This is a genomic window from Marinobacter mangrovi (assembly GCF_016798325.1).
Taxonomy (GTDB): domain Bacteria; phylum Pseudomonadota; class Gammaproteobacteria; order Pseudomonadales; family Oleiphilaceae; genus Marinobacter_A; species Marinobacter_A mangrovi.
Genome location: NZ_JAERVO010000001.1, coordinates 715,974 through 740,164 on the forward strand (window position 1 = coordinate 715,974; position 24,191 = coordinate 740,164).

Below are 24,191 nucleotides of genomic sequence, written 5' to 3' on the forward strand. Positions count from 1 at the left end.
GGATCAACGGGAGAGAGCATGACAGACGAGACGAAGCGTATCGAAGAGCAGATCAGGGAAGCCCGCGAGGCGTTCGAGGGCCGGCCACCTTTGGATAAATGGCACCCCGATCTCTCCGGGGATATCGACATGCGCATCCTGCGGGACGGAACCTGGCTGTTCCAGGGCAAACCGCTCCAGCGGGAGGCGATCGTGAGACTGTTCGCCACCATACTGCGTCGCGAAGACGACGGTGAATATTACCTGGTGACGCCGGTCGAAAAATGGCGGTTGCAGGTCGAGGACACGCCGCTGCTGGCCCATGGTCTGGATGTGAGTGGCGAAGGGCGCGACCAGGTGCTGACTCTGACGCTGAATACCGGCGAGTCACTGGTGGTCGGTGCCGAGCATCCGCTGCGTATGGACAGCTATGACAGCGGCGAGCCACGACCACTCGTTGGGGTGGTGCAGGGGCTGGAAGCCCGCCTGGTCACAGCGGCTTACTATGAGTTGGCCGAATACGCCGTTGCCAGTCCGGACGACGAGCAGGTACTGGGGGTTTGGAGCGACGGTCAGTTTTTTGAGTTGGGCCAGGGGTAGGGGAAACGAGCGTTTCTTGAGGCGATCCAAACGCTTTTTCCAATTAATCGGTCCGGTCCCCTTGAAAAAACGGGGTGCGGTCTCAACCTCAGGTAGCGTACGCAGCAAGACGTTTGTTAAGCTGTTGCATTAAACATCTTGTTTTTTGTAGAGCCTGGCTCTCGAACGAGGATGGTTGTCGTTAGTCCCTCTGTGCAGTCCGCCTGTTCACGAACACTTTCGATTACCGAGTTACACACACTGCTTATTTTTGCGGCACGCAAGGAGATCACATGGCCCAACCTCGTGTTGTTACCATTCACTACACGCTTACCAACGAACAGGGCGAGCAGCTCGATTCTTCCCGCGAGGAAGGTCGTGAGCCGCTGACCTATCTGGAAGGCGCGCAGAACATCATCAGCGGTCTGGAATCAGCGCTGAACGAAAAAGAAGCTGGCGAGAAGCTTCAGGTCTCCGTCGAGCCGGCAGAGGGCTACGGTGAGAAGAATGAAGAGCTGGTTCAGCCGGTTCCGCGTTCCGCCTTTGAAGGCGTTGACACCATCGAGCCGGGCATGCAGTTCCAGGCACAGACTCCGGGCGGTCCGCAGATCGTTCGCGTCGTGGAAGTTGAGGAAGAAACCGTCACCATCGATGCCAACCATCCGCTGGCCGGCGAGACCCTGAACTTCGATGTGGAAGTCATCGAAACCCGCGAGCCGACTGAAGAAGAGGTAGAGCACGGCCACGTGCACTAAGCCTCAGGTAGGTTATCGAAAAGGCGGCTCATTGAGCCGCTTTTTTTGTGCCCGAAGAAAAGCGGGGCGCGAGTCCGGCTGTGTGACGATGCTTGCAATAAAAAAGGCGACCCGAAGGTCGCCTTTTTGTTCCGGCCGAACGTTATTACATGTTCGGATAGTTCGGACCACCACCGCCTTCCGGCGTGACCCAGGTGATGTTCTGGGCCGGGTCCTTGATGTCACAGGTCTTACAGTGGACACAGTTCTGGGCGTTGATCTGGAACTTCTTGCCACTGCCGTCGTCCGCTTCCACCACCTCGTACACGCCCGCCGGGCAGTAACGCTGCGCCGGCTCGTTGTACTTCGGCAGGTTTTCCTGGATCGGGATCTCCGGGTTGCTCAGCTTCAGGTGAATCGGCTGATCTTCCTCGTGGTTGGTGTTGGAAATGAACACCGAGGACAGGCGGTCGAAGGTCAGCGTGTTGTCCGGCTTCGGATAGTCGATTTTCTTCGACTGGTCAGCCGGCTTCATCGTCGCGTAATCCGGTGTGGTGTCCCGGAAGGTGATCGGCAGGCTGCGGTGCAGGATGTTCTGCTCCAGGTAGGCGATGCCGCCGCCGATGATGTTGCCGAACTTGTGCATGGCCGGGCCGAAGTTGCGCTCGTCGTACAGCTCTTTATACAGCCAGCTGTTCTCGAAACGCTCGGCGAAGCTGGTGATTTCCTCACCGGACTTGCCTTCCTTCAGAGCCTCGAAGACCGCTTCAGCGCCCAGCAGGCCGGACTTCATGGCGGTGTGGGAGCCCTTGATCTTGGAGCTGTTCAGCGTACCGGCGTCACAGCCCAGCAGCAGGCCGCCCGGGAAGCTCATCTTGGGCAGCGCGTTGTAGCCGCCCTTGGTGATGGCTCGTGCACCATAAGCCACCCGCTTGCCGCCTTCCAGGTACTTGCGAATCTCGGGATGGAGCTTCAGGCGCTGGAATTCCTCGAACGGGCTCATGTGCGGGTTGCTGTAGGACAGGTCGGTGATCAGACCGACATACACCTGACCGCCTTCCAGGTGATACAGGAAGGAACCGCCGGTGGAACCGGACTCGGTCAGCGGCCAGCCGGTGGTGTGCACGACCAGACCCGGCTCGTGCTTGTCCGGATCGATGTCCCACAGTTCCTTGATGCCGATACCGTAGTGCTGTGGATCCTTGCCTTCATCCAGGTTGAAATCCTTGATCAGGCGCTTGCCCAGGTGACCGCGGCAGCCTTCGGAGAACAGGGTGTACTTGGCGCGCAGTTCCATACCCGGCATGTAGCCGTCTTTATGGCTGCCGTCACGGGCCACGCCCATATCGCCGGTGATGATGCCCTTGACCTGGCCGTCCTCGATGATGGTCTCGGAAGCCGCGAAGCCCGGATACACTTCAACGCCCAGGCCCTCGGCCTGTTCGGCCAGCCAGCGGCACAGGTTGCCCAGGCTGATGATGTAGTTGCCGTGGTTGTGCATGTTGCGCGGCACAAACGCGTTGGGGACCTTGGTGGCCGAGTCCTGGCCGCGCAGGACGAAGATGTCGTCGCGGGTGACCGGGGTGTTCAGCGGTGCGCCTTTCTCTTTCCAGTCCGGGAAGAGCTCGTTGAGGGCAGTCGGTTCGAAGACGGTGCCCGCCATGATATGGGCGCCCACTTCCGAGCCTTTTTCGACGACGCATACGGTGAGTTCTTCGCCGGATTCCTGTGCCATCTGCATGATGCGGCAGGCCGCGGACAGCCCTGCAGGGCCCGCACCGACGATCAGAACATCAAATTCCATCGATTCGCGTTCCACGTTGGTCTCCTCAAACTTCATTGTGGATATTGGGATTTCGACGCGCATCTGAGAAGCAGCGAAGAAGAATCCGGTTCTCTCTAGTTTTTAGGGCATCCAGGCGGTCAAGGTCGTTTGTGACTCGCATGGTCCGCACAGCGGTATTGGTAAATCGCTCTGCGGAGTATATAGTACCCAAAGCCTGGGCGACAAACGAACGTGTTACCGCCCAAAGGCTTGTGTCACAGGCGCAAAGGATACAATATAATAAAAATCAAACAAACGTTTGTTTGAAAATCGCCGTGCCCCGTGGCACTGTGGCGAACCATTGGCCCCAAATGCAATCGAGCAGGAGAGGTCACTGGCTGCCGGCGGCTGTATAGTGACATCGCCAACGCGACGGCTATGACATGCCTTACCGGGCGCCATTGTAATACCGATGACGGTGCTGTGTAATGCCTGCACGACTATTGACCCCCCTGGGCTTTGTCGTCAGTATTATGGCGCTTTTAACAAGGGGCTAAATGATAAGGCTGGCCCGTTGTTCAACGTGCATTTGTGCGAATGCCGCACGCACCGTTGGTGAGAGGCCCGTTTAATAAAGAGCTGGAAAAGCCGGAACGGATGGCCTCGACGAAACCGTACGATTGGTCCCAGGACGAATCGATGCGACAGGAATCATTGGTATGGACGTGGCCTGGCCCGTCAGATACTGCATGATTGCAAGTCTTAAACCCATCGTAGAAGAACGAGGAATCTATGAAGGTTCTGGTCGCTGTTAAACGTGTAATCGACTACAACGTAAAGGTTCGCGTCAAGCCGGATAACACCGGCGTCGATCTTGCCAACGTCAAGATGGCGATGAACCCTTTCTGCGAAATCGCTGTGGAAGAAGCGGTTCGCCTGAAAGAGAAAGGGGTTGCCACTGAAATCGTTGTGGTTTCCATTGGTCCCAAGGCTGCCCAGGAGCAGATCCGTACCGCTCTGGCCCTCGGTGCCGACCGCGGTATCCACGTCGAGACCGACGAGGAAGTCCAGTCCCTGGAAGCCGCCAAGCTGCTGAAGGCCGTTGTCGAGAAGGAAGAGCCCAAGCTGGTTATCCTGGGTAAACAGTCCATCGACACCGACAACAACCAGACGGGCCAGATGCTGGCCGCGCTGACCGGTATGGGTCAGGGCACTTTCGCGTCGGAAGTGGTTGTTGAAGGCGAGAAGGTCAACGTGACCCGTGAAGTGGACGGCGGTCTGGTGACGGTATCCCTGAACCTGCCGGCTGTGGTGACCACGGACCTGCGTCTGAACGAACCGCGTTACGCTTCGCTGCCCAACATCATGAAAGCCAAGAAGAAGCCGCTCGACAGCATGAGCCCGGCCGATCTGGGCGTTGATGTGGCTCCGCGCCTGTCCACCCTGAAGGTTGAGGCTCCGGCTTCCCGTCAGGCCGGTGTGAAGGTTGCCGATGTGGCAGAACTCGTCGACAAACTGAAGAACGAAGCGAAGGTGATCTAAATGAGCATCCTTGTAATTGCTGAACATGACAACAGCAGCCTGAAGCAGGCGACCCTGAATGTCGTCGCGGCGGCCAAGGCTGTAGGTGGTGACGTCGACGTTCTGGTTGCCGGCGAGAACTGCGGCGCCGTAGGCGAAGCAGCGGCCAAGATCGAAGGCGTCAACAAGGTTCTGGTTGCGGACAACGCGGCTTACGGCCATTTCCTGGCGGAAAACCTGTCCCTGCTGGTGTCCGACCTGGGCAAGAACTACGGCCACATCTTCGCAGCTGCCGGCACCACCGGTAAGGACTTTATGCCGCGCGTTGCCGCGCTGCTGGATGTTGCTCAGATCTCCGACATCGTTCGTGTCGAGTCTGAAGACACCTTCGTGCGTCCGATCTACGCCGGTAATGCCATTGCAACCGTGAAGAGCAGCGACGGCATCAAGGTTGTGACCGTTCGTCCGACCGCGTTTGATCCCGTGGCTGGTGAAGGCGGTTCTGCATCCGTTGAGACCGTTGACGGTGCTCAGGACGCAGGCGTGTCTTCCTTCGTCAGCGAGCAGCTGGCCGAGTCCGATCGTCCGGACCTGGGCAGTGCCGGTATCGTGATCTCCGGTGGTCGCGGCATGCAGAACGGCGAAAACTTCCAGATGCTGGAAAAAGTCGCGGATCTGCTGGGTGCCGCTGTGGGTGCATCCCGTGCCGCGGTTGACGCCGGTTTCGTACCGAACGACATGCAGGTCGGTCAAACCGGTAAGATCGTGGCGCCGCAGCTGTACGTGGCCGTCGGTATCTCTGGCGCGATCCAGCACCTGGCGGGCATGTCCGACTCCAAGGTGATCGTTGCGATCAACAAGGACGAAGAAGCCCCGATCTTCCAGGTCGCGGACTATGGCTTGGTTGCGGACCTGTTCGAAGCGGTTCCGCAGCTCGAGGAAGAACTGAAGAAAGTTCTGTAAAGGACGGATTCAGTTAAAAAAGGGCGCCATAACGGCGCCCTTTTTGTTGGTGTGAAAGGGTGTCCTCTCGTCAAAGCGTGTACAAACGCCGATCGGTGACATGGAGTCGGCTGGAGATGGCCGGGCGGAAGTCCATGTAGGCCAGGATATCGCGATCCAGATCCAGCCCCGGCGCTATCTCGATCAGCTCCAGGCCGTTCTCGGTGAGCTGGAACACGCATCGCTCGGTGATGTAGAACACACGCTGCCCGCGTTCCAGGGCGTAGCGGCCATTGAAGGTCAGGTGCTCGACCTCCTTCACGAACTTGCGTCCGGTTCCGCTCTCTTCAATTCGCAGGCCGTCCTCGTCGATGGCGATGGATTGTTTGCCCGCCTCGAAAGTGCCCATGAAAAAGACCTCACGGGCATTCTGACTGATGTTGATGAAGCCCCCGGCACCCGACAGACGCGACCCGAAACGGCTTACATTGACGTTGCCGTGCCGATCCACCTGTGCCATCCCCAGATACGCCTGATCCAGACCGCCTCCATCATAGAAGTCGAACTGGGCCGGTTGGTCGATCACCGCCTCGGCATTGGCGGCGGCCCCGAAGCTCAGTCCGCCGGCCGGGCGACCGCCGATGGCGCCGGGTTCGATGGTCAGGGTGATCCGATCCAGCAAACCTTTTTCTGCTGCCACCTCAGCCACCTGTTCCGGCATGCCGATACCGAGATTGACGACAGCGCCCGGTTCCAGATGCTCGGCCGCCCGGCGGCCAATCAGCTTGCGGATACTGAGCGGGTCGCCCCCCTCCAGGGCCGGCAGCCGGATCTCGCTGGTGTAGGCCGGGTTGTAGGGCTCGGCAAACGTTTGTAGATGTTCTTCCGGCTTCGCCAGGATGATGTGATCCACGAGTATGCCGGGTATCTGCACGCGTTCGGGATGAAGCTGGTGCCGCTCCGTCAGACGCTCCACCTGCACGAACACCTTGCCGCCGGAATTGTGGACTGCCTGGGCGATGGCCAGGCTTTCCAGGGGCAGGGCCTCCTTCTCGGTGGTGATGTTGCCGCGGGCATCCGCCGTGGTGCCTCGCAGGAACGCCACATGGATCGGGAAGGTGGGATAGAACAGGTAGTCGCGACCCTTGAGGTTCATCACCTCCACCAGATCCTCCTCGGTGCGCTCGTTCATCCGCCCACCGCCGTGGCGGGGGTCGACAAACGAATGCAGGCCCACGTGGGTCAGCATGCCGGGCTTGCCGGCGGCGATGTCCCGGTAGAGCTGCGCAATCACGCCCTGGGGCAGGTTGTAGGCCTCGATGCGGTTGTTGCAGGCCAGGGCGCCCAGCTTGGGAACCAGGCCCCAGTGGCCACCGATCACCCGTTTGACGAGACCCTCGTGGGCCAGGTGGTTCAGCCCCCGGTCGCCGCCATCCCCCTGACCGGCCGCGTAGATCAGGGTCAGGTTGTGGGGTGCCTGTTCGGCCACAAAACGGTGTTCGAGGGCTCGGGCCAGGGCTTCCGGAAAGCCGATTCCAACAAACCCGCCTGTGGCCAGTGTCGCGCCTTCCGGGACGAGGGCGGCCGCCTGCTCTGCGGAAATCAGTTTGGGGTGTGACATCGAAACCTCCTACTGTCCGCTGTAGGCCTGGGCCGGTAGCCAGGTCACCAGATCAGGCCACAGGAAGATGATCGCCAGGACCGATGCCTGCAGCAGGATGAAGGGGGTCACGCCCTTGTAGAGCGTTTTCACACCAATTGATGGCGGCGCCACACCCTTGCAGTAGAACAGCGAGAAACCGACGGGCGGCGTCAGGAACGAGGTCTGCAGGCAGACCGCAAACAGCACGGTGAACCAGACAATATCGAAGCCCAGCGTGTGGATGACCGGCGCCACCAGCGGCAGGATGATCAGCGTGATCTCGATCCAGTCCAGTACGAAACCGAGCAGGAAGGTCAGCAGCAGGATGCAGATCACCACACCATGAGGACCAAATGGCAGCCCGTGGAGGGCATCGGCGATCATCTCGTCACCACCCAGCCCGCGCAGGACCAGCGAGAATGCCGTAGCGCCGATCAGCAGGGCGAAGATGAACGCGGTGGTCTGGCTGGTCTCCCGGCACACTTCGCGCATCACCTGCCTGTTCAGCCGTTTGTTGGCCAGTGCCAGCAGGGTGGCGCCGAACGCACCGACGCCCGAGGCCTCGGTTGGTGTCGCAATCCCGGCAAAGATGCTGCCCAGCACCGCGAGGATCAGGAACGCCGGCGGCAGGATGGACTTCAGGGCGTCCAGAATGATGCCAAAGTTGACCGGCTCGGCATCATTGCCTGCTGGCGCCACATCCGGTCGCATCCAGCCGCGAATCACGATATAGAGCACGAAGACAACGCCCAGCAAGGCGCTCGGGAACACCGCGCCCATAAACAGGTCGCCGACCGACATGGCCAATTGATCGGCCATCATCACCAGCATGATCGACGGCGGCATCAGGATGCCCAGCGTGCCGACGGCGCAGACCGTCCCGACCGCCAGTTCCGGCTGATACTCCCGCTTGAGCATGACCGGTACGGCCAGCAGAGTGAGAAGGGCGACGGACGCACCGACGATGCCGGTGGATGCCGCCAGAAGCAGGCCGATGATCACCACGGCGATGGCGGTACCGCCGTTGAGTCGCCCGAACAGCCGGGAGACATTGAGCATTAGCTTTTCAGCCATGCCGGAGCGGTCCAGCATCTGACCCATGAATACGAACATCGGGATCGCAACCAGCACCCAGCTGCTCATGGTGCCCCAGATCCGGTCGATGGCCAGTGAGGTGTAACTCCAATCGATGGCGATAAACGTATCGAGATAGTTATCCGACAGCATGGCAAGGCCGGTAAAGGCGATCGCGACGCCACCCAGGGCCCAGGCAATCGGGAAACCGGTAAAGATCAGCAGGATGAACGAGGCGAACATCCCGATCGCGAGCATTTCATTAATCGGCATGGCGCACCTCCGATCCGGCCAGGAAAGCGACCAAACGTGTAAACCGGGAAAACGCGGCAAGCAGAACTAACCCCAGTCCAAGTGGCAACGCACTCTTGATGATCCAGCGGTGGCTGAGCCCGCCCGGTGCGCTGGAGGCTTCGTTCATGTGCCAGGAGTCGATAACGTAGGGCACCGAGTAATACAGCAACAAGCCGATGAACGGCCCCAGCAACAGGAGCATGCCGCCGAGTTCGATCCAGGCCTGGGTGCGGAAACTGAAGCGTTCGCGGAACAGGTCAACACGGACGTGATTGTCCCGCAGCAGCGCATAGGACAGGGCGATCAGGAAGCCGGCGGAATAGATGTGCCATTGCAGTTCCTCCAGCTCGATGAAGCCCTGGGAGAAAACATAGCGGGACACCACGTTGACGATGATGACCAGCATCAGCACCGGCCACAGCCAAGCGCTGAATTCGCCGATGTGCCGGATCAGACCGTCCAGCACCCGGGAAATCGGGGTGTGAGGCAGCACCTCACCAGACAGCCCCTGCGGCGCCGGCTCAAGCTCGGGGGCAGTGGCCTCGATGGAAGCGTTCATGTGAAACTCCGGAAGACGGTAGGGGCCACCCGGGAACCCGGATGACAGAGACCGCTTATAAGTCTCCTGTCATGCCGTTGTTCACCAGGGTGACAATCGTTCCATGACGCGACCGACGGTCGCGCCATTCGGGTGGGTACCGGGATCAGAAGTCCCGCGGCAGGTAGCCGAGGTCCTGCCACTCCTGGTACTGCGCCTGGAACGCCTTCTGGCTCTTCAGGACACGGGCAAAGTCTGCGTCCTTGTCCGCTTCCTGCTTGAGTACTTTTTCGGTGACGTCTTCCAGTTCGTGCAGGACCGGGTCCGGCAGCTTGCGGGTCTCGGCACCCTTGCTCTTCATGAACTCGATGGCCTTGCCCTGGTACGCTTCGGCGCTGGCCAGGTTGCGGGTGACACTGGCCTGGCAGGTCAGGTTGATCAGCTTCTTGTCGGCGTCGCTGATGGCGTCCCATTTGTCTTTATTGACGATCAGGTGGAACGCGGCGAACGGCTGGTGCCAGCCGGGGAAGTAGTTGTACTTGGCCACTTCATAGAAGCCGAGTTTCTCGTCGACGGTGGGCAGGGAGAATTCGGAGGCGTCGATGGCGCCTTTTTCCAGGGCCTGGAAGATCTCACCGCCCGGCAGAACGGTCACGGACGCGCCCAACTCCTGCAGGATGCGCCCGCCGATGCCGGCGTAGCGGATCTTGAGGCCGTCAATGTCGTCCAGACTGTTGATTTCCTTGTTGAACCAGCCGCCGGTTTCCGGACCGGTCAGGCCGCACAGGACCGGGTGGACGTTGTTCTTCTCGTAGATCTCCTCAGCCAGTTTCTGGCCGTCGCCGTCATACCACCAGGCCATGTATTCCCAGGGTTCCATACCGAACGGCACGGCGGAGAACAGGGTGGAGGATGGAATCTTGCCCTGGTCATAGCCGATCCAGGTGTAGCCGGCTTCCAGTTTGCCGGTTCGCACGGCGTCGGTGATGTTCAGAGTCGGCACCAGCTTGTTGGGCTCGAAATGCTTGATGATGATGCGGTTGTCGGTGACTTCCCGGAGGTCGTCCAGAACACCCGGAATGGTATCGCCCAGAGCCGGGAGGTTGCTGCCATAAGCGGCCTGCATCTTCCAGCGGATCTTTTCAGCCCCCAGGGCGGGAGTGGTTGCCATGGCTCCAGCCAGGCCACAGACGGACAGGAACGCGAGGGATTGGCTCGTCTTTATCATTGTGACTTCCTTCTATTGTTGTTGTGTGCAGGGAGTTATCTGCCGTAGGGGCCTATAACAATCCTTGTGCCAACGATAGAAAGATCATTAAAAACAATGACATGTTCGGTTTTTGGTAAGGGGTTTCAGCTACGTAAAAGCCGAAGTGTCTGGAAATCCGGACACAAAATAGGGGTGACGTTACGGACTCGGTGATTCGAGGGTCTGAAGGGTGTGTCTGACATCTCAGACACTGTCTGAAAATATGGACACCCTGTTCGAACGGCCGCGATTCGGGCGACCTCGTCGGATCAAAGCCCGTATCGAGCCATCTTCTCGTAGAGACTGGCGCGGGAGATGCCGAGGATGCGTGCGGCCCGGGATCGGTTGTTCCCGGTGGCGTCCAGCGCCTTGCGAATGCCGTCACGCTCGGCCCGGGCGACCGTCTGCTGCAGGGTCTCGATACCGGCGGCGCCGGCGGACTCGTGCAGGCGGTCGGGCGCTGGTGGCAGGAAGTCTTCGGCCTGGAGGATCGGGCTCTGGGCAAAGATGAAGGTGCGCTCCAGGGTGTTCTGCAGTTCGCGAACGTTGCCGGGCCAGGCATGATCGCGCAGGTAGTCCAGGGCTGCGGCGCTGAGCCACTTGGGGGACATGCCCAGATTGTGGGCAATGCGATCGATCATGGTGTTGGCGAGCAGTTCGATGTCTTCCATCCGGTCGCGCAACGGGGGCACCTCGATGGGCAGGACATTGAGCCGATAGTAGAGATCCGCCCGGAAATCACCGGCATCCACCATGGCTTTGAGATCCTTGCTGGTGGCGGCGATGATGCGGACGTCGACCCGGATCACCTCGTTGGAACCCAGCGGTTCGAACTCCTGCTCCTGCAGGACCCGCAGCAGCTTGCTCTGCAGGCTTTGGGGCAGGTCGCCCACCTCATCCAGGAACAGCGTACCCTTGTCGGCCAGCTGGATCTTGCCTTTGCGTCCCTTACGGTCGGCGCCGGTATAGGCGCCGGGCGCCACCCCGAAGAATTCCGCCTCCATCAGGTTGTCCGGCACCGCCGCCATGTTGATGCTGACGAACGGCCGTTCGGCCCGAACGGAAGCATGATGGATAGCATGGGCCAGGACTTCCTTGCCGGTACCCGTTTCCCCAAGCAGGAGGACGGTGGTGTCCAGCTCGGCCGCCCGCCGGGCTCGTTGCAGCAGCTGCTCTACCGGTGCGCTCTGGCCAATGAAATCGGCAAAGGTGTACTTGGTGTCCCGCATATTGGCGAGTTGGCGTTCAGCGGTGCTGGGGACACCGCGCAGGCGGCCGTATTTCTCAACGAACGCCTTCAGGTAGTCCATGTCCTTGTAGAACACGAAGCCAATGCCGCCGATCACCCGGTCGGCCTGATCGCGGATGGGGATGCGTGTGACCACCATCCAGGTTTCCCGGCTGCGCAGCAGGTCCAGCAGGATGGGCTGACCACTGCGCACCACCTGGCGCATCATACTGTTGGGGATCAGCTCTTCGACGGGCTGTCCGCGGACGGCGAGATCCCGGTCGATGCCGAGGACGTCGCGATACTTGTCGCTGATCCAGAGCACATGGGCGTGGTCGTCAACGATCAGGCTGCCTTCGCAGATGTGGTCGAGAAGCGTGAGCAGGGGGCTCTCAGAGAGGTCTGAAAGATCCTCCAGGGTGAATCCGGATGCGCGTGTCATAACGGTCCCTGTCAGCCGCCCGGGGACGGACGGCCGTTAGCCGGTATTATTGTTTGAGTTCGGGAAGATTCTCAAAATACCGGAGCGCTTCGGGATTCGCCAGTGCATCCTTGTTTTTCACCGGCTCGCCGTGGACCACGTTGCGGACAGCCAATTCGACGATCTTGCCGCTAATGGTGCGGGGTATGTCGGCAACCTGCACGATCCGTGCGGGAACGTGCCGGGGTGTGGTGTTGGTGCGAATGGTTTGGCGAATCGTCTGGGCCAGATCGTCATCCAGTGTCACACCGTCGCGCAGCCGGACGAACAGCACCACACGGATATCGTCGTCCCACTGCTGGCCGATGGCGAGCGCTTCCAGAACGGCATCGACTTTTTCTACCTGCCGGTAGATTTCAGCCGTGCCGATGCGCACGCCGCCGGGATTGAGCGTGGCGTCGGAACGGCCATGAATCAGCACGCCGGTTTGCGCGGGGGTGGTGGCGGTCGCCGGATGAACGCTCAGCTCCCCGTAGTCGCCGTGGGCCCAGACGCCCGGGAAGCGGCTGAAGTAGGCGTCCTCGAAGCGGGCGTTCTCGGGATCGTTCCAGAAGCCGACCGGCATGGACGGGAAGGCGTTGCGGCAGATCAGCTCGCCTTTGCCCTCGGCCAATGGATTGCCGTCGTCGTCAACGAACGCCACGTCCATGCCCAGACTGATGCATTGCAGCTCGCCGCGATAGACCGGCAAGTTCGGGTTGCCCAATGCGAAGCAGGCGACAATGTCGGTGCCACCGGAAATACTGGAGACGCAGACGTCCGGTTTCACGTCCCGGTAAAGGTAATCGAAACTTTCGTGAGAAAGCGGGCTACCGGTGGAGAGCAGGGCGTCCAGCGCTTCCAGGTTGTGGCTTTCCCGCGGTTTCAGACCGGCTTTTTCACAGGCGGCGTAGTATTTGGCGCTGGCGCCGAACACGCGGATCTGTTCCTTCTCGGCGATGTTCCAGAGCACTTCCGGCGCGGGCGAGAACGGGGAGCCGTCAAACAGCACCAGGGTGGCTCCCAGGCTCAGGCTGCTGACCAGCCAGTTCCACATCATCCAGCCGCAGGTGGTGTAGTAGAACACCCGGTCGCCGGCGTGGACGTCGGTGTGCAGAGCGTGTTCCTTGACGTGCTGGAGCAGGGTGCCGCCAATGCCGTGAACGATGCACTTGGGAACGCCGGTGGTGCCGGACGAATAGAGAATATAGAGCGGTGCATTGAACGGCAGGCGGGTGTAGTGACATTCCCGGTCGGCTCGAAGAGCCTCGTCCCAGGTCATGCCGACGATATCGTCCGGCCAGGGACAGTCGTCGCAGTTGTCGATGCGGATCAGCCGGGCAAGGGAGGGCAGTGAATCGACAATGTCCCGGACCCGGTTGCGGGTATCGATCACCTTGCCGTTGTAGTGGTAGCCGTTGATGGCGATCAGCACCTTGGGCTCGATCTGACCGAATCGATCGATCACGCCGTTGAGTCCGAAATCCGGGGAGCAGGAGGACCACACGGCGCCCAGTTGGCTGGCGGCGAGCATGCCCACAACCGCCTCGATGCCATTGGGGACGAATCCGGCGACCCGGTCGCCTTCGCCCACACCGGCCGATTTCAGGGCTCCGGCCAGGGCCTGGGACTTGTGGCGCAGGTCGTCGAAGGTGACGATCCGCCGGCGGCCATCCTCACGGTGCTCAATGATGGCCACGCTGTCCGGATTGCCCCGGGCCAGCAGGTTTTCTGCGAAGTTGAGTCGGCTCTGGGGGAAAAAGCGCCGGCCCACGACCGGAAAACCGTCCTCCGATACCGGACCGTCCCAATCGCCGAGAACGCCGAATTCATCCACCAGGTTCTCCCAGAACCGGTCGGCGTGTTCGACACTCCAGGCGTGAAGTCCTTCGTAACCCGGCGCCATGCCCGGGTATTGCCGGCGCAATCGGTCTTCAAACTGCGTCAGGCGGGTGTGCGCGATGCGATCGTCACTGGGTTGCCAGAGCGGCGTTTTGGTCATGAATTCTACCCCGTGGTCAAATCGTCTTCGGTCAGGTGCGTTGTCAGAGCTTTGCCGGTGCGCGATGGGTTGGGGCGGTCCAGCATTTCGCAGATTTCCTGGCCCACCCGGGCAACGGCATGAAGATCGACGCCGGTTTCGAAGCCCTCTCCCTGCAGCAAGTAAAGCACATCTTCGGTGGCGACATTGCCGGTGGCGCCTTTGGCGTAGGGACAGCCGCCGAGACCGGCCACGGCGCTGTCGAAGATGCGGATGCCCCGCTCCAGGCCGGCGTAGATGTTGGCGATGGCCTGGCCGCGGGTATCGTGACAATGCAGGGCCAGGTTTTCGGTGGGCATCAGCGGCAGGGTGGCATCCAGCAGGGCGTGGATTTCACGGGGACGGGCCACGCCGATGGTGTCACCAAGAGAAACTTCGTCCGCGCCCAGTGCCAGGAGCTTCTGGACCACGTCGGCCACCTGACCCGGTGCGATCGGGCCTTCATACGGACACCCCACGACGCAGGAAACGTAGGCCCGCACCCGCTTGCCCGCGGATTTGGCGCCGCTGACTACCGGTTCGAAGCGTGCGATGCTCTCCTCGATGGAGCAGTTGATGTTCTTGCGGTTGAAGCTTTCGGATGCCGCGGTGAAGACGGCGATCACATCGGCATCGGCAGCCAGCGCCGCTTCCAGCCCCTTGCTGTTGGGCACCAGGACCTCCGCCGAGACGTCGTCCCGGCGGCGGATGGCCTGCATGACCGCATCGGTATTGGCCATCTGCGGGACCCACTTGGGGGAAACGAAGCTGCCGGCCTCGATTCGCGACAGCCCCGTATCGGCCAGCGCGTTGAACCAGCGGGCCCGGTCCTCATGGGAAACCGCCGTTGACTCGTTCTGCAGCCCGTCCCGCAGGCCCACTTCCACCAGCGTTACTTTCTCGCCCGTCATGCGTCTTCCTCCGCTTCAAAGTCCACCAGGACCTGGCCGGCACCCACACTGTCGCCCTCGGCGCAGTGCAGCGCGACGACGCGGCCCTGTGCCGGAGCTTTCAGGCTGTGCTCCATTTTCATGGCTTCCATGACGACCAGGGTCTTACCCGGTTCGACCGTCTCTCCCTCGGTGCAGTTCACCGTAATCACCCGGCCGTGCATCGGCGCGGTCAGGTGAGCGTCGCTGTCGGCGTCCTGGACCTGCTCCTCGGGGTGGTTGACCAAGGCCGTCCAGGACATGTTGCCGGCGAAGAGTCCTAGCTTTTCGCCGTGACTGGCCCAGGACAGACGGACCTGGCGACCATTCAGCTGAACGACCAGGGCCGTGTGATCGGCCGGTTGCCAGGAGAGCGTCAGCACAGGTGAATCGCCTTCCGAATGCAGTCGGGCCTGTCGATCACTGATCATCTCATAGCCCAGCGTGCTGTCCTGATCGCCAATGCGCAACTCACAGCGTTGCTGGCGGGGCCCGCCGAGGCGGAAGCTGTCCTGCATCGACCAGGGGCCGGGCGCACTTTCTGACCGGGTGTCCTGCTGCCAGGCGAGCCAGCTCAGGGCCTGCTGTTCCTCCGGTGTGAATTCCGGGGTGCGCAAGGCGTCAGCGTGGGTCTCGATGAAGTGGGTCGTCAATTCGCCGTTGGCGAAATCGGGTTCGCGCAGGACGCGGGCCACGAAATCGATGTTGAGCGTCACACCCATGACCTCGTAGCGCGCCAGCGCGTCGATCAGACGCAGGCGAGCCGTGTCCCGATCCTCGCCCCAGGTGATCACCTTGGCCAGCATGGGATCGTACCAGGGGGTGATGTCCTGACCTTCGGCGACGCCGGAATCGATCCGGACATATGGCAAATCGACAGGTTCTCGTAGATGGTGAAGCCGACCGGTAACGGGCAGGAAATCGTTATCCGGGTCCTCCGCATAGACGCGCGCTTCCATGGCATGGCCACGGCAGGTCAGTTCGTCCTGGGCCCAGGGCAGGGCTTCGCCTTTGGCGACACGGATCTGCCATTCCACCAGGTCCAGTCCGGTGATCAGCTCGGTGACCGGGTGCTCCACCTGCAGCCGCGTGTTCATTTCCATGAAATAGAAATAGCCGCCAGGCTCGTAAAGGAACTCCACCGTCCCCGCGCCCACATAGCCAATGGCTTCGCCGCAGCGCACCGCGGCCTCGCCCATGGCCTTGCGCACGGCCTCGGGAATGCCCGGTGCCGGGGCTTCCTCGATGATCTTCTGGTGGCGACGCTGGACGGAGCAGTCCCGGTCGAACAGGTACAGCCCCTTGCCGTGGCTGTCGAACATCACCTGGACTTCCACGTGGCGCGGGTTTTCCAGGTAGCGCTCCATCAACAAGTGATCGTCGCCGAAGCTGGCACTGGCCTCCCGCTGGGCGGCGGCGATGGCTTCTTCCAGTTCATCCATCCCGCGAACCACCCGCATGCCTTTGCCACCGCCCCCGGCGCTGGCCTTGATGAGCATGGGAAAGCCGGTGTTCTCCGCTTCTTCACGGAAGCGGGCGAGGCTCTGGTCGTCGCCGTGATAGCCCGGCACCAGTGGCACGCCGGCTTCGGCGATCAGCGCCTTGGCCGCGCTCTTGGAGCCCATGGCGGCGATGGCCGACGCCGGAGGCCCGATAAAGCGGATGCCTTCCGCCTGGCATTGCTCGGCCAGCGAGGTGTTTTCCGACAGGAAGCCGTAGCCGGGGTGAATGGCGTCCGCCCCGTGTTCTTTAGCGGCCGCGAGGATGCGGTCGACTTTCAGATAGCTCTCGGCGGCGGCGGCCGGGCCGATGGCGACGGCCACATCGGCCTGGCGCACGAACGGCGCGTTGCGATCGGCTTCCGAGTAGACCGCAATACAGCGAATGCCCATGGCCTGCGCCGTGCGCATCACGCGCAGGGCGATCTCGCCCCGGTTGGCGACCAGGAGGGTGCGAATGGCGTGTTCAGTCATCGGGTTACTCCTGGATCCAGGCAGGTTGGCGTTTTTCCAGGAAGGCCCGCAGACCCTCCTGACCCTCGTCACCGGTCCGCAGTCCGGCGATCAGTTCGGCGGTATAGCGGATCAGCGCCTCGTCCGGCCCGTCCATCTGGGTGCGGGCCACCAGCGACTTGCAGGCCTCGAGGGCGACCGGACCATTGCGCAGCAGACGTTCCGCGAGGGTGTTGATGGTCTCGTCGATGTCCTCGGCGGCGACGACTTCATGAACGATCCCCATTTGTACGGCGTCGTTTGCCGGGATTTCCTCGGTGGTGAGGAAATAGCGACGCGCCTGGCGCGGACCGATGGCGCGGACCACGTAGGGACCGATAGCCGCCGGCGCCAGGCCCAGACGCGCCTCGCTCAGGCAGAAGCGGGCATTGTCGGTGGCGATGGCAATGTCGCAGGCGCAGATCAGTCCCAGGGCACCGCCGAAGGCCGCGCCCTGGACGCGGGCAATGGTCGGTTTGGGTAACTGGTCCAGCGTCTGCATCAAGCCGGCGAGGGCCAGGGCATCGTCCACATTGGCCTCGTGGCTCAGTTCGGCAGTCTGTTGCATGTAGTTCAGGTCGGCGCCGGCGGAGAAGTGCTTGCCGTCGCCCTGCAGAACCACGACCCGGCAGGCGGGATCGTCGCCGGCCGCGATCAGCGCATCCCGCAAGTCGCGCATCACGCTGTCGTTAAAAGCATTACGCTTGTCCGGCCGCGCCAGGGTAATCCGGGTGACCCCGCGACCGTCGGTTTCGGTGCGTACAGCCTGTTCAGTCATGGTGATCTCCTGGTTACATCCGGAAGAGGCCGAAGCGGGTGTCTTCGGGCGGCGCATTGAGGGCGGCCGACAGGCTCAGCCCCAGCACCCGGCGGGTGTCGGCCGGGTCGATGACGCCGTCGTCCCACAACCGCGCGCTGGCGTAGTAGGGGCTCGACTGGTGCTCGAATTGGTCGATGATGGGCTGCTTGAACGCCTGTTCCTCGTCGTCGCTCCAGCTTTCGCCGCGACGCTCCTTGCCGGCGCGCTTGACGTCGGCCAGCACGCCAGCGGCCTGTTCGCCGCCCATGACCGCGATGCGGGCGTTGGGCCACATCCACAGGAAACGGGGTTTGTAGGCCCGGCCGCACATGCCGTAGTTACCGGCCCCGAAGCTGCCGCCGATGATGACCGTCAGCTTCGGCACCCGGGCGCAGGCGACGGCGGTGACCAGCTTGGCGCCGTGCTTGGCGATGCCGTCGTGTTCGGCCTGCTTGCCCACCATGAACCCGGTGATGTTCTGCAGGAAAATCAGCGGAATACCGCGCTGGCAGCACAGTTCCACGAAGTGGGCGCCTTTCTGGGCGGATTCGGAGAACAGGATGCCGTTGTTGGCGATGATGCCCACCGGCATGCCGTAGAGGTGGGCAAAGCCACAGACCAGGGTCGATCCGTAGCGGGCCTTGAATTCATCGAATTCGGAACCGTCGACGAGTCGCGCGATGACTTCATGCACGTCGTAGGGGGTTTTCAGGTCGCTCGGGACGACGCCGTACAACTCATCCGGCGAATACAGCGGTTCGGCCGGCTCGCGCAGGCGAACCGTTTCCGGCCGGCGGAAATTGAGGTTGGCGATACACTGGCGGGCCCGTTCCAGGGCTTCGGCTTCGGTGTTGGCGTAGTGATCCGCCACGCCGGAAATGCCAGTGTGCACATCCGCACCGCCCAGTTCCTCGGCGCTGACGGTTTCCCCGGTCGCGGCTTTCACCAGCGGTGGTCCGGCCAGGAAGATCGAGCTCTGTTCACGGACCATGATGCTCTCGTCCGCCATGGCGGGCACATAGGCGCCGCCGGCAGTACACAGGCCCATGACCACGGCGATCTGGGCGATCCCCTTGGCGGACATGTTGGCCTGGCGATAGAAAATGTGGCCGAAGTCCTCCTGGTCCGGGAACACTTCGTCCTGGCGCGGCAGGTTGGCGCCGCCGGAATCCACCAGGTAGATGCAGGGCAGGTGGTTTTCCTCGGCGATGGTCTGGGCCCGGATGTGTTTTTTTACCGTCAGCGGATAGTAGGTGCCGCCTTTCACGGTGGAGTCGTTGGCGACGATCATGCACTCGATGCCATGCACCTGGCCGATACCGGCGATCACGCCGGCGGCAGGCACGTCCTCACCGTAGACGTCGTCCGCGGCAAACGCGCCGATCTCCAGGAACGGCGAGCCCGGGTCCAGCAGACGGTGGATGCGCTCCCGAGGCAGCATTTTGCCGCGGTCGGTGTGGCGCTTTTGGGCCTGTTCGCCGCCGCCTTTGGCGATGGTGTCATGACGGTCCCGGCGTTCGTCGCAGAGCGCCTGCATCGCGGCCTGACGCTCGCTGAACTCCGGCGATTCGGTCTGGATCTTGGAATGGAGGATAGCCATGGGACCCCTTACCGTGATTCGTTGAACAGTTCGCGACCAATCAGCATGCGGCGGACTTCCTGGGTGCCGGCACCGATCTCATAGAGCTTGGCATCCCGCAGCAGGCGACCGGTGGGGAACTCGTTGATGTAGCCGTTGCCGCCGAGGATCTGGATGGCTTCCAGCGCCATTTTGGTAGCCCGCTCTGAAGTGTAGAGGATCACGCCGGCGGCATCCTTGCGGGTGGTTTCGCCGCGGTCGCAGGCCTGGGCCACGGAATAGAGATACGCCCGGCAGGCAGCCAGCTCGGTATACATGTCTGCCAGTTTGCCCTGGATCAGCTGGAACTCGCCGATGGGCTGGTCGAACTGCTTGCGCTCGTGGACATAGGGCACCACGTTGTCCAGGCAAGCCTGCATGATGCCGATGGGGCCGCCGGAGAGAACGACACGCTCGTAGTCCAGGCCGGACATCAGCACGCGCACGCCGCCGTTTTCCTGGCCGAGGATGTTTTCTTCCGGGACTTCCACGTCCTCGAAGATCAGTTCACAGGTGTTGGAACCGCGCATGCCCAGCTTGTCCAGCTTCTGGCCGCGGGAGAAGCCTTTCCAGTCCCGCTCGACGATAAAGGCCGTGATGCCATGGGGGCCTTTGCTGGTGTCGGTCTTGGCATAGATCACATAGGTGTTCGCGTCGGGCCCGTTGGTGATCCACATCTTGTTGCCGTTGAGGATATAGCGGTCGCCTTTCTTGTCGGCGCGCAGCTTCATGCTGACCACGTCGGAACCGGCGTTGGGTTCGCTCATGGCGAGGGCCCCGATGTGCTCACCGCTGACCAGCTTGGGCAGGTATTTGGCTTTCTGCTCGTCATTACCGTTGCGGAAAATCTGGTTCACGCACAGGTTGGAGTGGGCGCCGTAACTCAGTCCGATACTGGCGGAGGCCCGGCTGATCTCTTCCATGGCCACCGTGTGGGCGAGGTAGCCCATGCCGCTGCCGCCGTACTCTTCGCTGACGGTCATGCCGAGCAGGCCCATCTCGCCAAGCTGCGGCCAGAGTTCGTTGGGGAACAGGTTGTCCCGGTCCACGTCGGCGGCCCGGGGCGCGATGCGGTCGGTGGAAAACTGGTTGACCTGGTCCCGAAGCATGTCGACGGTCTCGCCGAGTCCGAAGTTGAGGGAAGTGTACTGGCTTTTCATGGTGGTTCTGACTCCTGCCGGTAAAATCTGTCGTTTACGTTAACGTCAACCTTGGGGCGAAGGCGATCGCAATGACCGCCCGGCATCAACCGCCGAGGTTCAATTCATCGATGCTGATTTCCCGCATCCGGAACTTCTGGATCTTGCCGGTGACGGTCATGGGGAACTCGTCCACCAGCTTGATGTATCGGGGGACTTTGTAGTGGGCGATCTTGCCCTTACAGAATTCGCGGATCTCGTCTTCCGTGGCCTGTTTGCCTTCGGCCAGCTTGATCCACGCCATCACTTCCTCGCCGAATTTCTCGTCGGGAATGCCGATCACCTGGGCGTCGGAAATGGCGTCGTGGGTGTAGAGGAATTCTTCAATCTCGCGGGGGTAGATGTTCTCACCGCCGCGGATGATCAGATCCTTGATGCGGCCGGTAATCGCAACGTAGCCGTCCTCGTCCATCGTGGCCAGGTCGCCGGTGTGCATCCATCGGGTCACGTCGATGGACTTGCGGGTGGCTTCGTCGTTGTTCCAATAACCCAACATCACGCTGTAGCCGCGGGTACAGAGTTCCCCTTTCTCGCCGCGGGGCACCAGGTCGCCGGTCGCCGGATCGACGATCTTGATCTCCAGGTGCGGGTGGATGGTGCCCACGGTGGTCACGCGTTTATCCAGCGGCGCGTCCGGCTCGGTCTGCAGACTGACCGGACTGGTCTCGGTCATGCCGTAGCAGATGGTCACATCGGTCATGTGCATCTGGTCGATCACCTTACGCATGATCTCGGCCGGGCAGTTGGAGCCGGCCATGATGCCGGTGCGCAGCGTCGACAGGTCGAAGCTCGCGAAATCCGGGTGTTCCAGCTCGGCGATGAACATCGTGGGCACGCCGTAAAGGGCCGTGGCTTTCTCCCTCTGCACCGCGGTGAGGGCGGCCACTGGTTCAAAGCCTTCGCTGGGGTAGATCATGGTGGCGCCGTGGGTAATGCAACCCAGGTTACCCATGACCATGCCGAAGCAGTGATAGAGCGGTACCGGAATGACCAGCCGGTCCTTCTCGGTGAAGTTCATCCGGCGAGCAACGAACAACCCGTTGTTGAGAATGTTGTGGTGAGAAAGCGTGGCGCCCTTGGGCGCGCCGGTGGTGCCGGACGTGTACTGAATGTTGATCGGGTCGTCGAACTGAAGTTTGGCCTGGCGGGCACGGTAGTCGGCATCTGACGTTTGCGGCGCCAGGGCGATCACCTCATCCCAGTGCCACATGCCCGGCGCCTTGTGGCTGGCGTCGAGGCAGATCACCTGCTTCAGGTCGGGCAGGGTGTCACTGTGGATGCGCTCCTGGCGGGCGTCATTCAGGGCCGGAACCAGTTCGGTCATCATGCCCACGTAATCCGACGTCTTGAACTGACCCTGCAGGATGAGCACGGAGGCGCCCGAATGCCTGAGCGCGTACTGCACTTCATGCACCCGGTAGCTGGGATTGATGTTGACCAGGATGGCGCCAATCTGGGCGGTGGCAAACTGGGTGATGCACCATTCGGCGTTGTTGGGGGACCAGATGCCCACCCGGTCGCCTTTCTCGATGCCCATGGCCATCATGGCCCGGGCGCATTCATCCACGGCAGCCTGCAGTTCACGGTAGCTGTAACGGCGATCCTGATGATGGACGATCAGCGCGTCCGTATCCGGGAAGCGACGGGCTGTGTCGTCAAATTTCTCACCGATGGTCATACCCAGCAGGGGCGTTTCGCTGACCCCGCTGACATAGCTCTTCTGCATCGTCATAACCCACCTGAAATCTTGTCTTTGTTGTGGTGTGTCTGGTTCGGGACGCGATACGGTTCAGTTGTTCAGGGCGGCCATGGCGGCCTGGCACCGTGTTTCGGCGTCGTCGAGTTCCTTCTGCATGATCTCGATGTCTGCAAGCTGCTGCTTCAAGGCGTCACGTCGCTCGTTGATTTTTTGTTGTAGGGCATTGAGCTGATGAGCATTGTCGGAAGAAGGATCGTACATCTCGATCAGCTCACGGGATTCCGCCAGGCTGAAACCGAGGCGTTTACCGCGCAGGATCAGCTTCAGTTTCACCCGGTCCTGATCAGTATAGATCCGAGTCTGGCCGTCGCGCTCCGGCGTAATCATGCCGGCTTCTTCATAGAAACGAATGGTCCGGGTGGTGATGTCGAATTCCCGGGCCAGATCGCTGATGGAGTGGGTTCGCTTGACGTTCAGATCACTCATATCGACTTGCTCACGTTGACGTTAACGTAAAGGTAATTCCGGCGACAGAGATGTGTCAACCTTTTCGATGGGGTTTCCTACCGGAGGGAGTCGATGAGACGGTTGTTCAGGTCGGTCCAGTTTTTGAGTTTGTCGGCATTGCCGATGCGTTCGGCGTCCGCACCGCCTCCTTTTTGTTGCAGCCACAAGCCTTCGCCGTTGAAGCTGTAGACCGGCTCCAGGTCGTTGCGCTCGGAGGCCGGGCGGATTTCGTTGATGAGGTTGTCGAGGATCAGCGGATCGGCATTCGGCGTCTTGTACCAGGCCAGCACCATATGGGCCTGGTTGAGCTCCAGGGCTTTGACGTAGGTGATGCGCAGTTGGTCGTCGGGCACGCCCAGAGCGCGCAGGGTGAGGTATTTTGCGATGGAGAAGTCCTCGCAGTCACCGCCGTCGGTGGCGAGCATCTCGACCGGCGTGGCCCAGTAATCCTCCATTCCCCAGTGTTCGATGTCGTTGACGAATTTGACCTGGTTGAAGAAGGAATTCACCAGCCGCAGTTGGCGTCGGACCGGGGCATGGCTGGCCAGCTTCTGCAGTTGCTGCCACTGAACCAAACGTTCCCGGGCGGCGTCGCCGAACTCATTCTGGACATAATCAAGCAGACGCGAGCTCAGCTCGATGCCAATAACGGCGGTGACCGTTAATGACAGGGCCAGGGCACAGAATTGAAATCCCTGCCTGATGCGCGTCGGACTCATCCATGGCCTCAGTTACTGTTCTGGCGCAATCGCTCCCGGAGAGCCTCCAGTCGGCGACGAATCTCTTCCCGTCTGTCGCTGGTTACCGCCGGCGCAGAACCGGGAGGTTGGACGGCGCGAGGCTGGGGCCGGGGTTCCGCCGGGGTGCTTTCCGCGGCCTGGGCCTCGTTGCCGTTACTCAAATCGATACCGCTGGTGTCTGCGGTTTCAGGAAAATAGAGGTTTTCGAGCTTGCCACTGCGTTCGATAATGACCCGGTTGGGATAGACCGAGCGCAGGGTGGCGTTGCCGGGCAATTCGTCGCCAATCAGGTAGGCTTCGGTATCGTTGTTGGCGTCTTCGATCAGGGCGCTGGCGACACTTTTTTCACCGCCGGCCATCACGCCGCGCAAATAGAGGCGCAGGTTGGTCTCGGGCAGATTCTCGGTGGACTGGGGCTGTTGTGCGGCCTGGGCGCCGGCTTTGCCGAAGAGATCAATGGCGGACAGGTTGATGTCCTGCGCACCGGCGTTGCCCGTTGGGGCCTGCCGGGTGACCACGGCCCCACCGCCGGCCTGTCGTGCCTGTTCGGCCTGGTAAAACTGCCACCCCTGCCAGCCCAGCGATGCCAGCATGGCCACCACCAGTAATAGGGCGGTAATCTGGGGTAGTCGGGAATAGATGCCGGTCATGGGTAGCCCTGATCTCCTGATAGATAGCGTAGCG

20 protein-coding genes are annotated in these 24,191 nt (G+C 61.5%); 4 read left to right on the plus strand and 16 right to left on the minus strand.

Translation table 11 applies throughout. The features are described from left to right. The first annotated feature begins 18 nt into the window (after window positions 1–18). Together JL474_RS03240 and JL474_RS03245 are read left to right on the plus strand one after the other, a co-directional pair. Complete coding sequence (locus JL474_RS03240) at window positions 19–579, plus strand: DUF1285 domain-containing protein (RefSeq protein ID WP_203140891.1); 561 nt, start codon at window positions 19–21, stop codon at window positions 577–579. Window positions 580–851: 272 nt separating this feature from the next. Next, window positions 852–1,313 carry an FKBP-type peptidyl-prolyl cis-trans isomerase gene (locus JL474_RS03245; protein WP_123634769.1) on the plus strand — a complete coding sequence of 154 codons (462 nt, stop codon included), beginning with the start codon at window positions 852–854 and terminating at the stop codon, window positions 1,311–1,313. A 145-nt stretch (window positions 1,314–1,458) separates the two neighbouring features. Here the strand turns inward: JL474_RS03245 and JL474_RS03250 are convergent, their stop codons facing one another. After that, a complete protein-coding gene (locus tag JL474_RS03250; protein WP_203140892.1) occupies window positions 1,459–3,111 on the minus strand; it encodes an electron transfer flavoprotein-ubiquinone oxidoreductase in 1,653 nt (550 codons plus the stop codon). 738 nt (window positions 3,112–3,849) lie between these two features. Here JL474_RS03250 and JL474_RS03255 point away from each other — a divergent pair. Next, window positions 3,850–4,599 carry an electron transfer flavoprotein subunit beta/FixA family protein gene (locus JL474_RS03255; protein ID WP_123634767.1) on the plus strand — a complete coding sequence of 250 codons (750 nt, stop codon included), beginning with the start codon at window positions 3,850–3,852 and terminating at the stop codon, window positions 4,597–4,599. Continuing rightward, window positions 4,600–5,541, plus strand: a complete 942-nt coding sequence (locus tag JL474_RS03260; protein WP_203140893.1) for an electron transfer flavoprotein subunit alpha/FixB family protein — start codon at window positions 4,600–4,602, stop codon at window positions 5,539–5,541. Between the two features lie 70 nt (window positions 5,542–5,611). Here the strand turns inward: JL474_RS03260 and JL474_RS03265 are convergent, their stop codons facing one another. The 15 genes from JL474_RS03265 to JL474_RS03335 form a co-directional block, all read right to left on the minus strand. Next, window positions 5,612–7,141 carry an acyl CoA:acetate/3-ketoacid CoA transferase gene (locus JL474_RS03265; RefSeq protein WP_203140894.1) on the minus strand — a complete coding sequence of 510 codons (1,530 nt, stop codon included), beginning with the start codon at window positions 7,139–7,141 and terminating at the stop codon, window positions 5,612–5,614. A gap of 9 nt (window positions 7,142–7,150) precedes the next feature. Further along, on the minus strand, window positions 7,151–8,509 hold the full coding sequence (locus JL474_RS03270; protein ID WP_203140895.1) for a TRAP transporter large permease: 1,359 nt from the start codon (window positions 8,507–8,509) through the stop codon (window positions 7,151–7,153). Beyond that, window positions 8,499–9,089 (minus strand): TRAP transporter small permease subunit, encoded by a 591-nt coding sequence (locus JL474_RS03275; RefSeq protein WP_203140896.1) that lies wholly within the window; start codon window positions 9,087–9,089, stop codon window positions 8,499–8,501. The genes JL474_RS03270 and JL474_RS03275 overlap by 11 nt, the downstream gene beginning before the upstream one ends. Before the next feature lie 145 nt (window positions 9,090–9,234). After that, window positions 9,235–10,296, minus strand: a complete 1,062-nt coding sequence (locus tag JL474_RS03280) for a TRAP transporter substrate-binding protein (protein WP_203140897.1) — start codon at window positions 10,294–10,296, stop codon at window positions 9,235–9,237. Window positions 10,297–10,586: 290 nt separating this feature from the next. Continuing rightward, window positions 10,587–11,987 carry a sigma-54 interaction domain-containing protein gene (locus tag JL474_RS03285; protein ID WP_131481656.1) on the minus strand — a complete coding sequence of 467 codons (1,401 nt, stop codon included), beginning with the start codon at window positions 11,985–11,987 and terminating at the stop codon, window positions 10,587–10,589. A 46-nt stretch (window positions 11,988–12,033) separates the two neighbouring features. After that, window positions 12,034–14,007: an acetoacetate--CoA ligase gene (locus tag JL474_RS03290; RefSeq protein WP_203140898.1), complete on the minus strand. Its 1,974-nt coding sequence runs from the start codon at window positions 14,005–14,007 to the stop codon at window positions 12,034–12,036. Window positions 14,008–14,012: 5 nt separating this feature from the next. Further along, window positions 14,013–14,936, minus strand: coding sequence for a hydroxymethylglutaryl-CoA lyase (locus JL474_RS03295; protein ID WP_203140899.1), 924 nt, complete (start codon window positions 14,934–14,936; stop codon window positions 14,013–14,015). Beyond that, on the minus strand, window positions 14,933–16,927 hold the full coding sequence (locus tag JL474_RS03300) for an acetyl/propionyl/methylcrotonyl-CoA carboxylase subunit alpha (protein ID WP_203140900.1): 1,995 nt from the start codon (window positions 16,925–16,927) through the stop codon (window positions 14,933–14,935). Before JL474_RS03300 ends, JL474_RS03295 begins: the two co-directional genes overlap by 4 nt. A gap of 4 nt (window positions 16,928–16,931) precedes the next feature. Continuing rightward, window positions 16,932–17,723 (minus strand): enoyl-CoA hydratase-related protein, encoded by a 792-nt coding sequence (locus JL474_RS03305; protein ID WP_203140901.1) that lies wholly within the window; start codon window positions 17,721–17,723, stop codon window positions 16,932–16,934. A gap of 13 nt (window positions 17,724–17,736) precedes the next feature. After that, on the minus strand, window positions 17,737–19,281 hold the full coding sequence (locus JL474_RS03310; RefSeq protein ID WP_407944044.1) for a carboxyl transferase domain-containing protein: 1,545 nt from the start codon (window positions 19,279–19,281) through the stop codon (window positions 17,737–17,739). A gap of 71 nt (window positions 19,282–19,352) precedes the next feature. Next, window positions 19,353–20,522: an isovaleryl-CoA dehydrogenase gene (locus JL474_RS03315; protein ID WP_123634755.1), complete on the minus strand. Its 1,170-nt coding sequence runs from the start codon at window positions 20,520–20,522 to the stop codon at window positions 19,353–19,355. An 85-nt stretch (window positions 20,523–20,607) separates the two neighbouring features. Next, complete coding sequence (locus tag JL474_RS03320; RefSeq protein WP_203140902.1) at window positions 20,608–22,293, minus strand: AMP-binding protein; 1,686 nt, start codon at window positions 22,291–22,293, stop codon at window positions 20,608–20,610. A 57-nt stretch (window positions 22,294–22,350) separates the two neighbouring features. After that, the gene (locus JL474_RS03325) at window positions 22,351–22,746 is read right to left on the minus strand and encodes a MerR family transcriptional regulator (protein ID WP_123634753.1); all 396 of its coding nucleotides are present in this window, start codon (window positions 22,744–22,746) and stop codon (window positions 22,351–22,353) included. Between the two features lie 77 nt (window positions 22,747–22,823). Next, a complete protein-coding gene (locus JL474_RS03330; RefSeq protein WP_203140903.1) occupies window positions 22,824–23,486 on the minus strand; it encodes a transglutaminase-like cysteine peptidase in 663 nt (220 codons plus the stop codon). Window positions 23,487–23,494: 8 nt separating this feature from the next. Then, window positions 23,495–24,157, minus strand: coding sequence for a type II secretion system protein N (locus tag JL474_RS03335; RefSeq protein WP_203140904.1), 663 nt, complete (start codon window positions 24,155–24,157; stop codon window positions 23,495–23,497). Window positions 24,158–24,191 lie beyond the last annotated feature (34 nt).

Bases quoted from the DNA above. Each gene is read 5' to 3' on its own strand.
- JL474_RS03310 (WP_407944044.1), bottom strand. From the start codon at position 19,281: ATGCAGGCGCTCTGCGACGAACGCCGGGACCGTCATGACACCATCGCC.
- JL474_RS03290 (WP_203140898.1), bottom strand. From the start codon at position 14,007: ATGACCAAAACGCCGCTCTGGCAACCCAGTGACGATCGCATCGCGCAC.
- JL474_RS03265 (WP_203140894.1), bottom strand. From the start codon at position 7,141: ATGTCACACCCCAAACTGATTTCCGCAGAGCAGGCGGCCGCCCTCGTC.
- JL474_RS03270 (WP_203140895.1), bottom strand. From the start codon at position 8,509: ATGCCGATTAATGAAATGCTCGCGATCGGGATGTTCGCCTCGTTCATC.
- JL474_RS03260 (WP_203140893.1), top strand. From the start codon at position 4,600: ATGAGCATCCTTGTAATTGCTGAACATGACAACAGCAGCCTGAAGCAG.
- JL474_RS03335 (WP_203140904.1), bottom strand. From the start codon at position 24,157: ATGACCGGCATCTATTCCCGACTACCCCAGATTACCGCCCTATTACTG.
- JL474_RS03330 (WP_203140903.1), bottom strand. From the start codon at position 23,486: ATGAGTCCGACGCGCATCAGGCAGGGATTTCAATTCTGTGCCCTGGCC.
- JL474_RS03305 (WP_203140901.1), bottom strand. From the start codon at position 17,723: ATGACTGAACAGGCTGTACGCACCGAAACCGACGGTCGCGGGGTCACC.
- JL474_RS03245 (WP_123634769.1), top strand. From the start codon at position 852: ATGGCCCAACCTCGTGTTGTTACCATTCACTACACGCTTACCAACGAA.
- JL474_RS03300 (WP_203140900.1), bottom strand. From the start codon at position 16,927: ATGACTGAACACGCCATTCGCACCCTCCTGGTCGCCAACCGGGGCGAG.
- JL474_RS03280 (WP_203140897.1), bottom strand. From the start codon at position 10,296: ATGATAAAGACGAGCCAATCCCTCGCGTTCCTGTCCGTCTGTGGCCTG.
- JL474_RS03240 (WP_203140891.1), top strand. From the start codon at position 19: ATGACAGACGAGACGAAGCGTATCGAAGAGCAGATCAGGGAAGCCCGC.
- JL474_RS03295 (WP_203140899.1), bottom strand. From the start codon at position 14,936: ATGACGGGCGAGAAAGTAACGCTGGTGGAAGTGGGCCTGCGGGACGGG.
- JL474_RS03275 (WP_203140896.1), bottom strand. From the start codon at position 9,089: ATGAACGCTTCCATCGAGGCCACTGCCCCCGAGCTTGAGCCGGCGCCG.
- JL474_RS03255 (WP_123634767.1), top strand. From the start codon at position 3,850: ATGAAGGTTCTGGTCGCTGTTAAACGTGTAATCGACTACAACGTAAAG.
- JL474_RS03315 (WP_123634755.1), bottom strand. From the start codon at position 20,522: ATGAAAAGCCAGTACACTTCCCTCAACTTCGGACTCGGCGAGACCGTC.
- JL474_RS03325 (WP_123634753.1), bottom strand. From the start codon at position 22,746: ATGAGTGATCTGAACGTCAAGCGAACCCACTCCATCAGCGATCTGGCC.
- JL474_RS03285 (WP_131481656.1), bottom strand. From the start codon at position 11,987: ATGACACGCGCATCCGGATTCACCCTGGAGGATCTTTCAGACCTCTCT.
- JL474_RS03320 (WP_203140902.1), bottom strand. From the start codon at position 22,293: ATGACGATGCAGAAGAGCTATGTCAGCGGGGTCAGCGAAACGCCCCTG.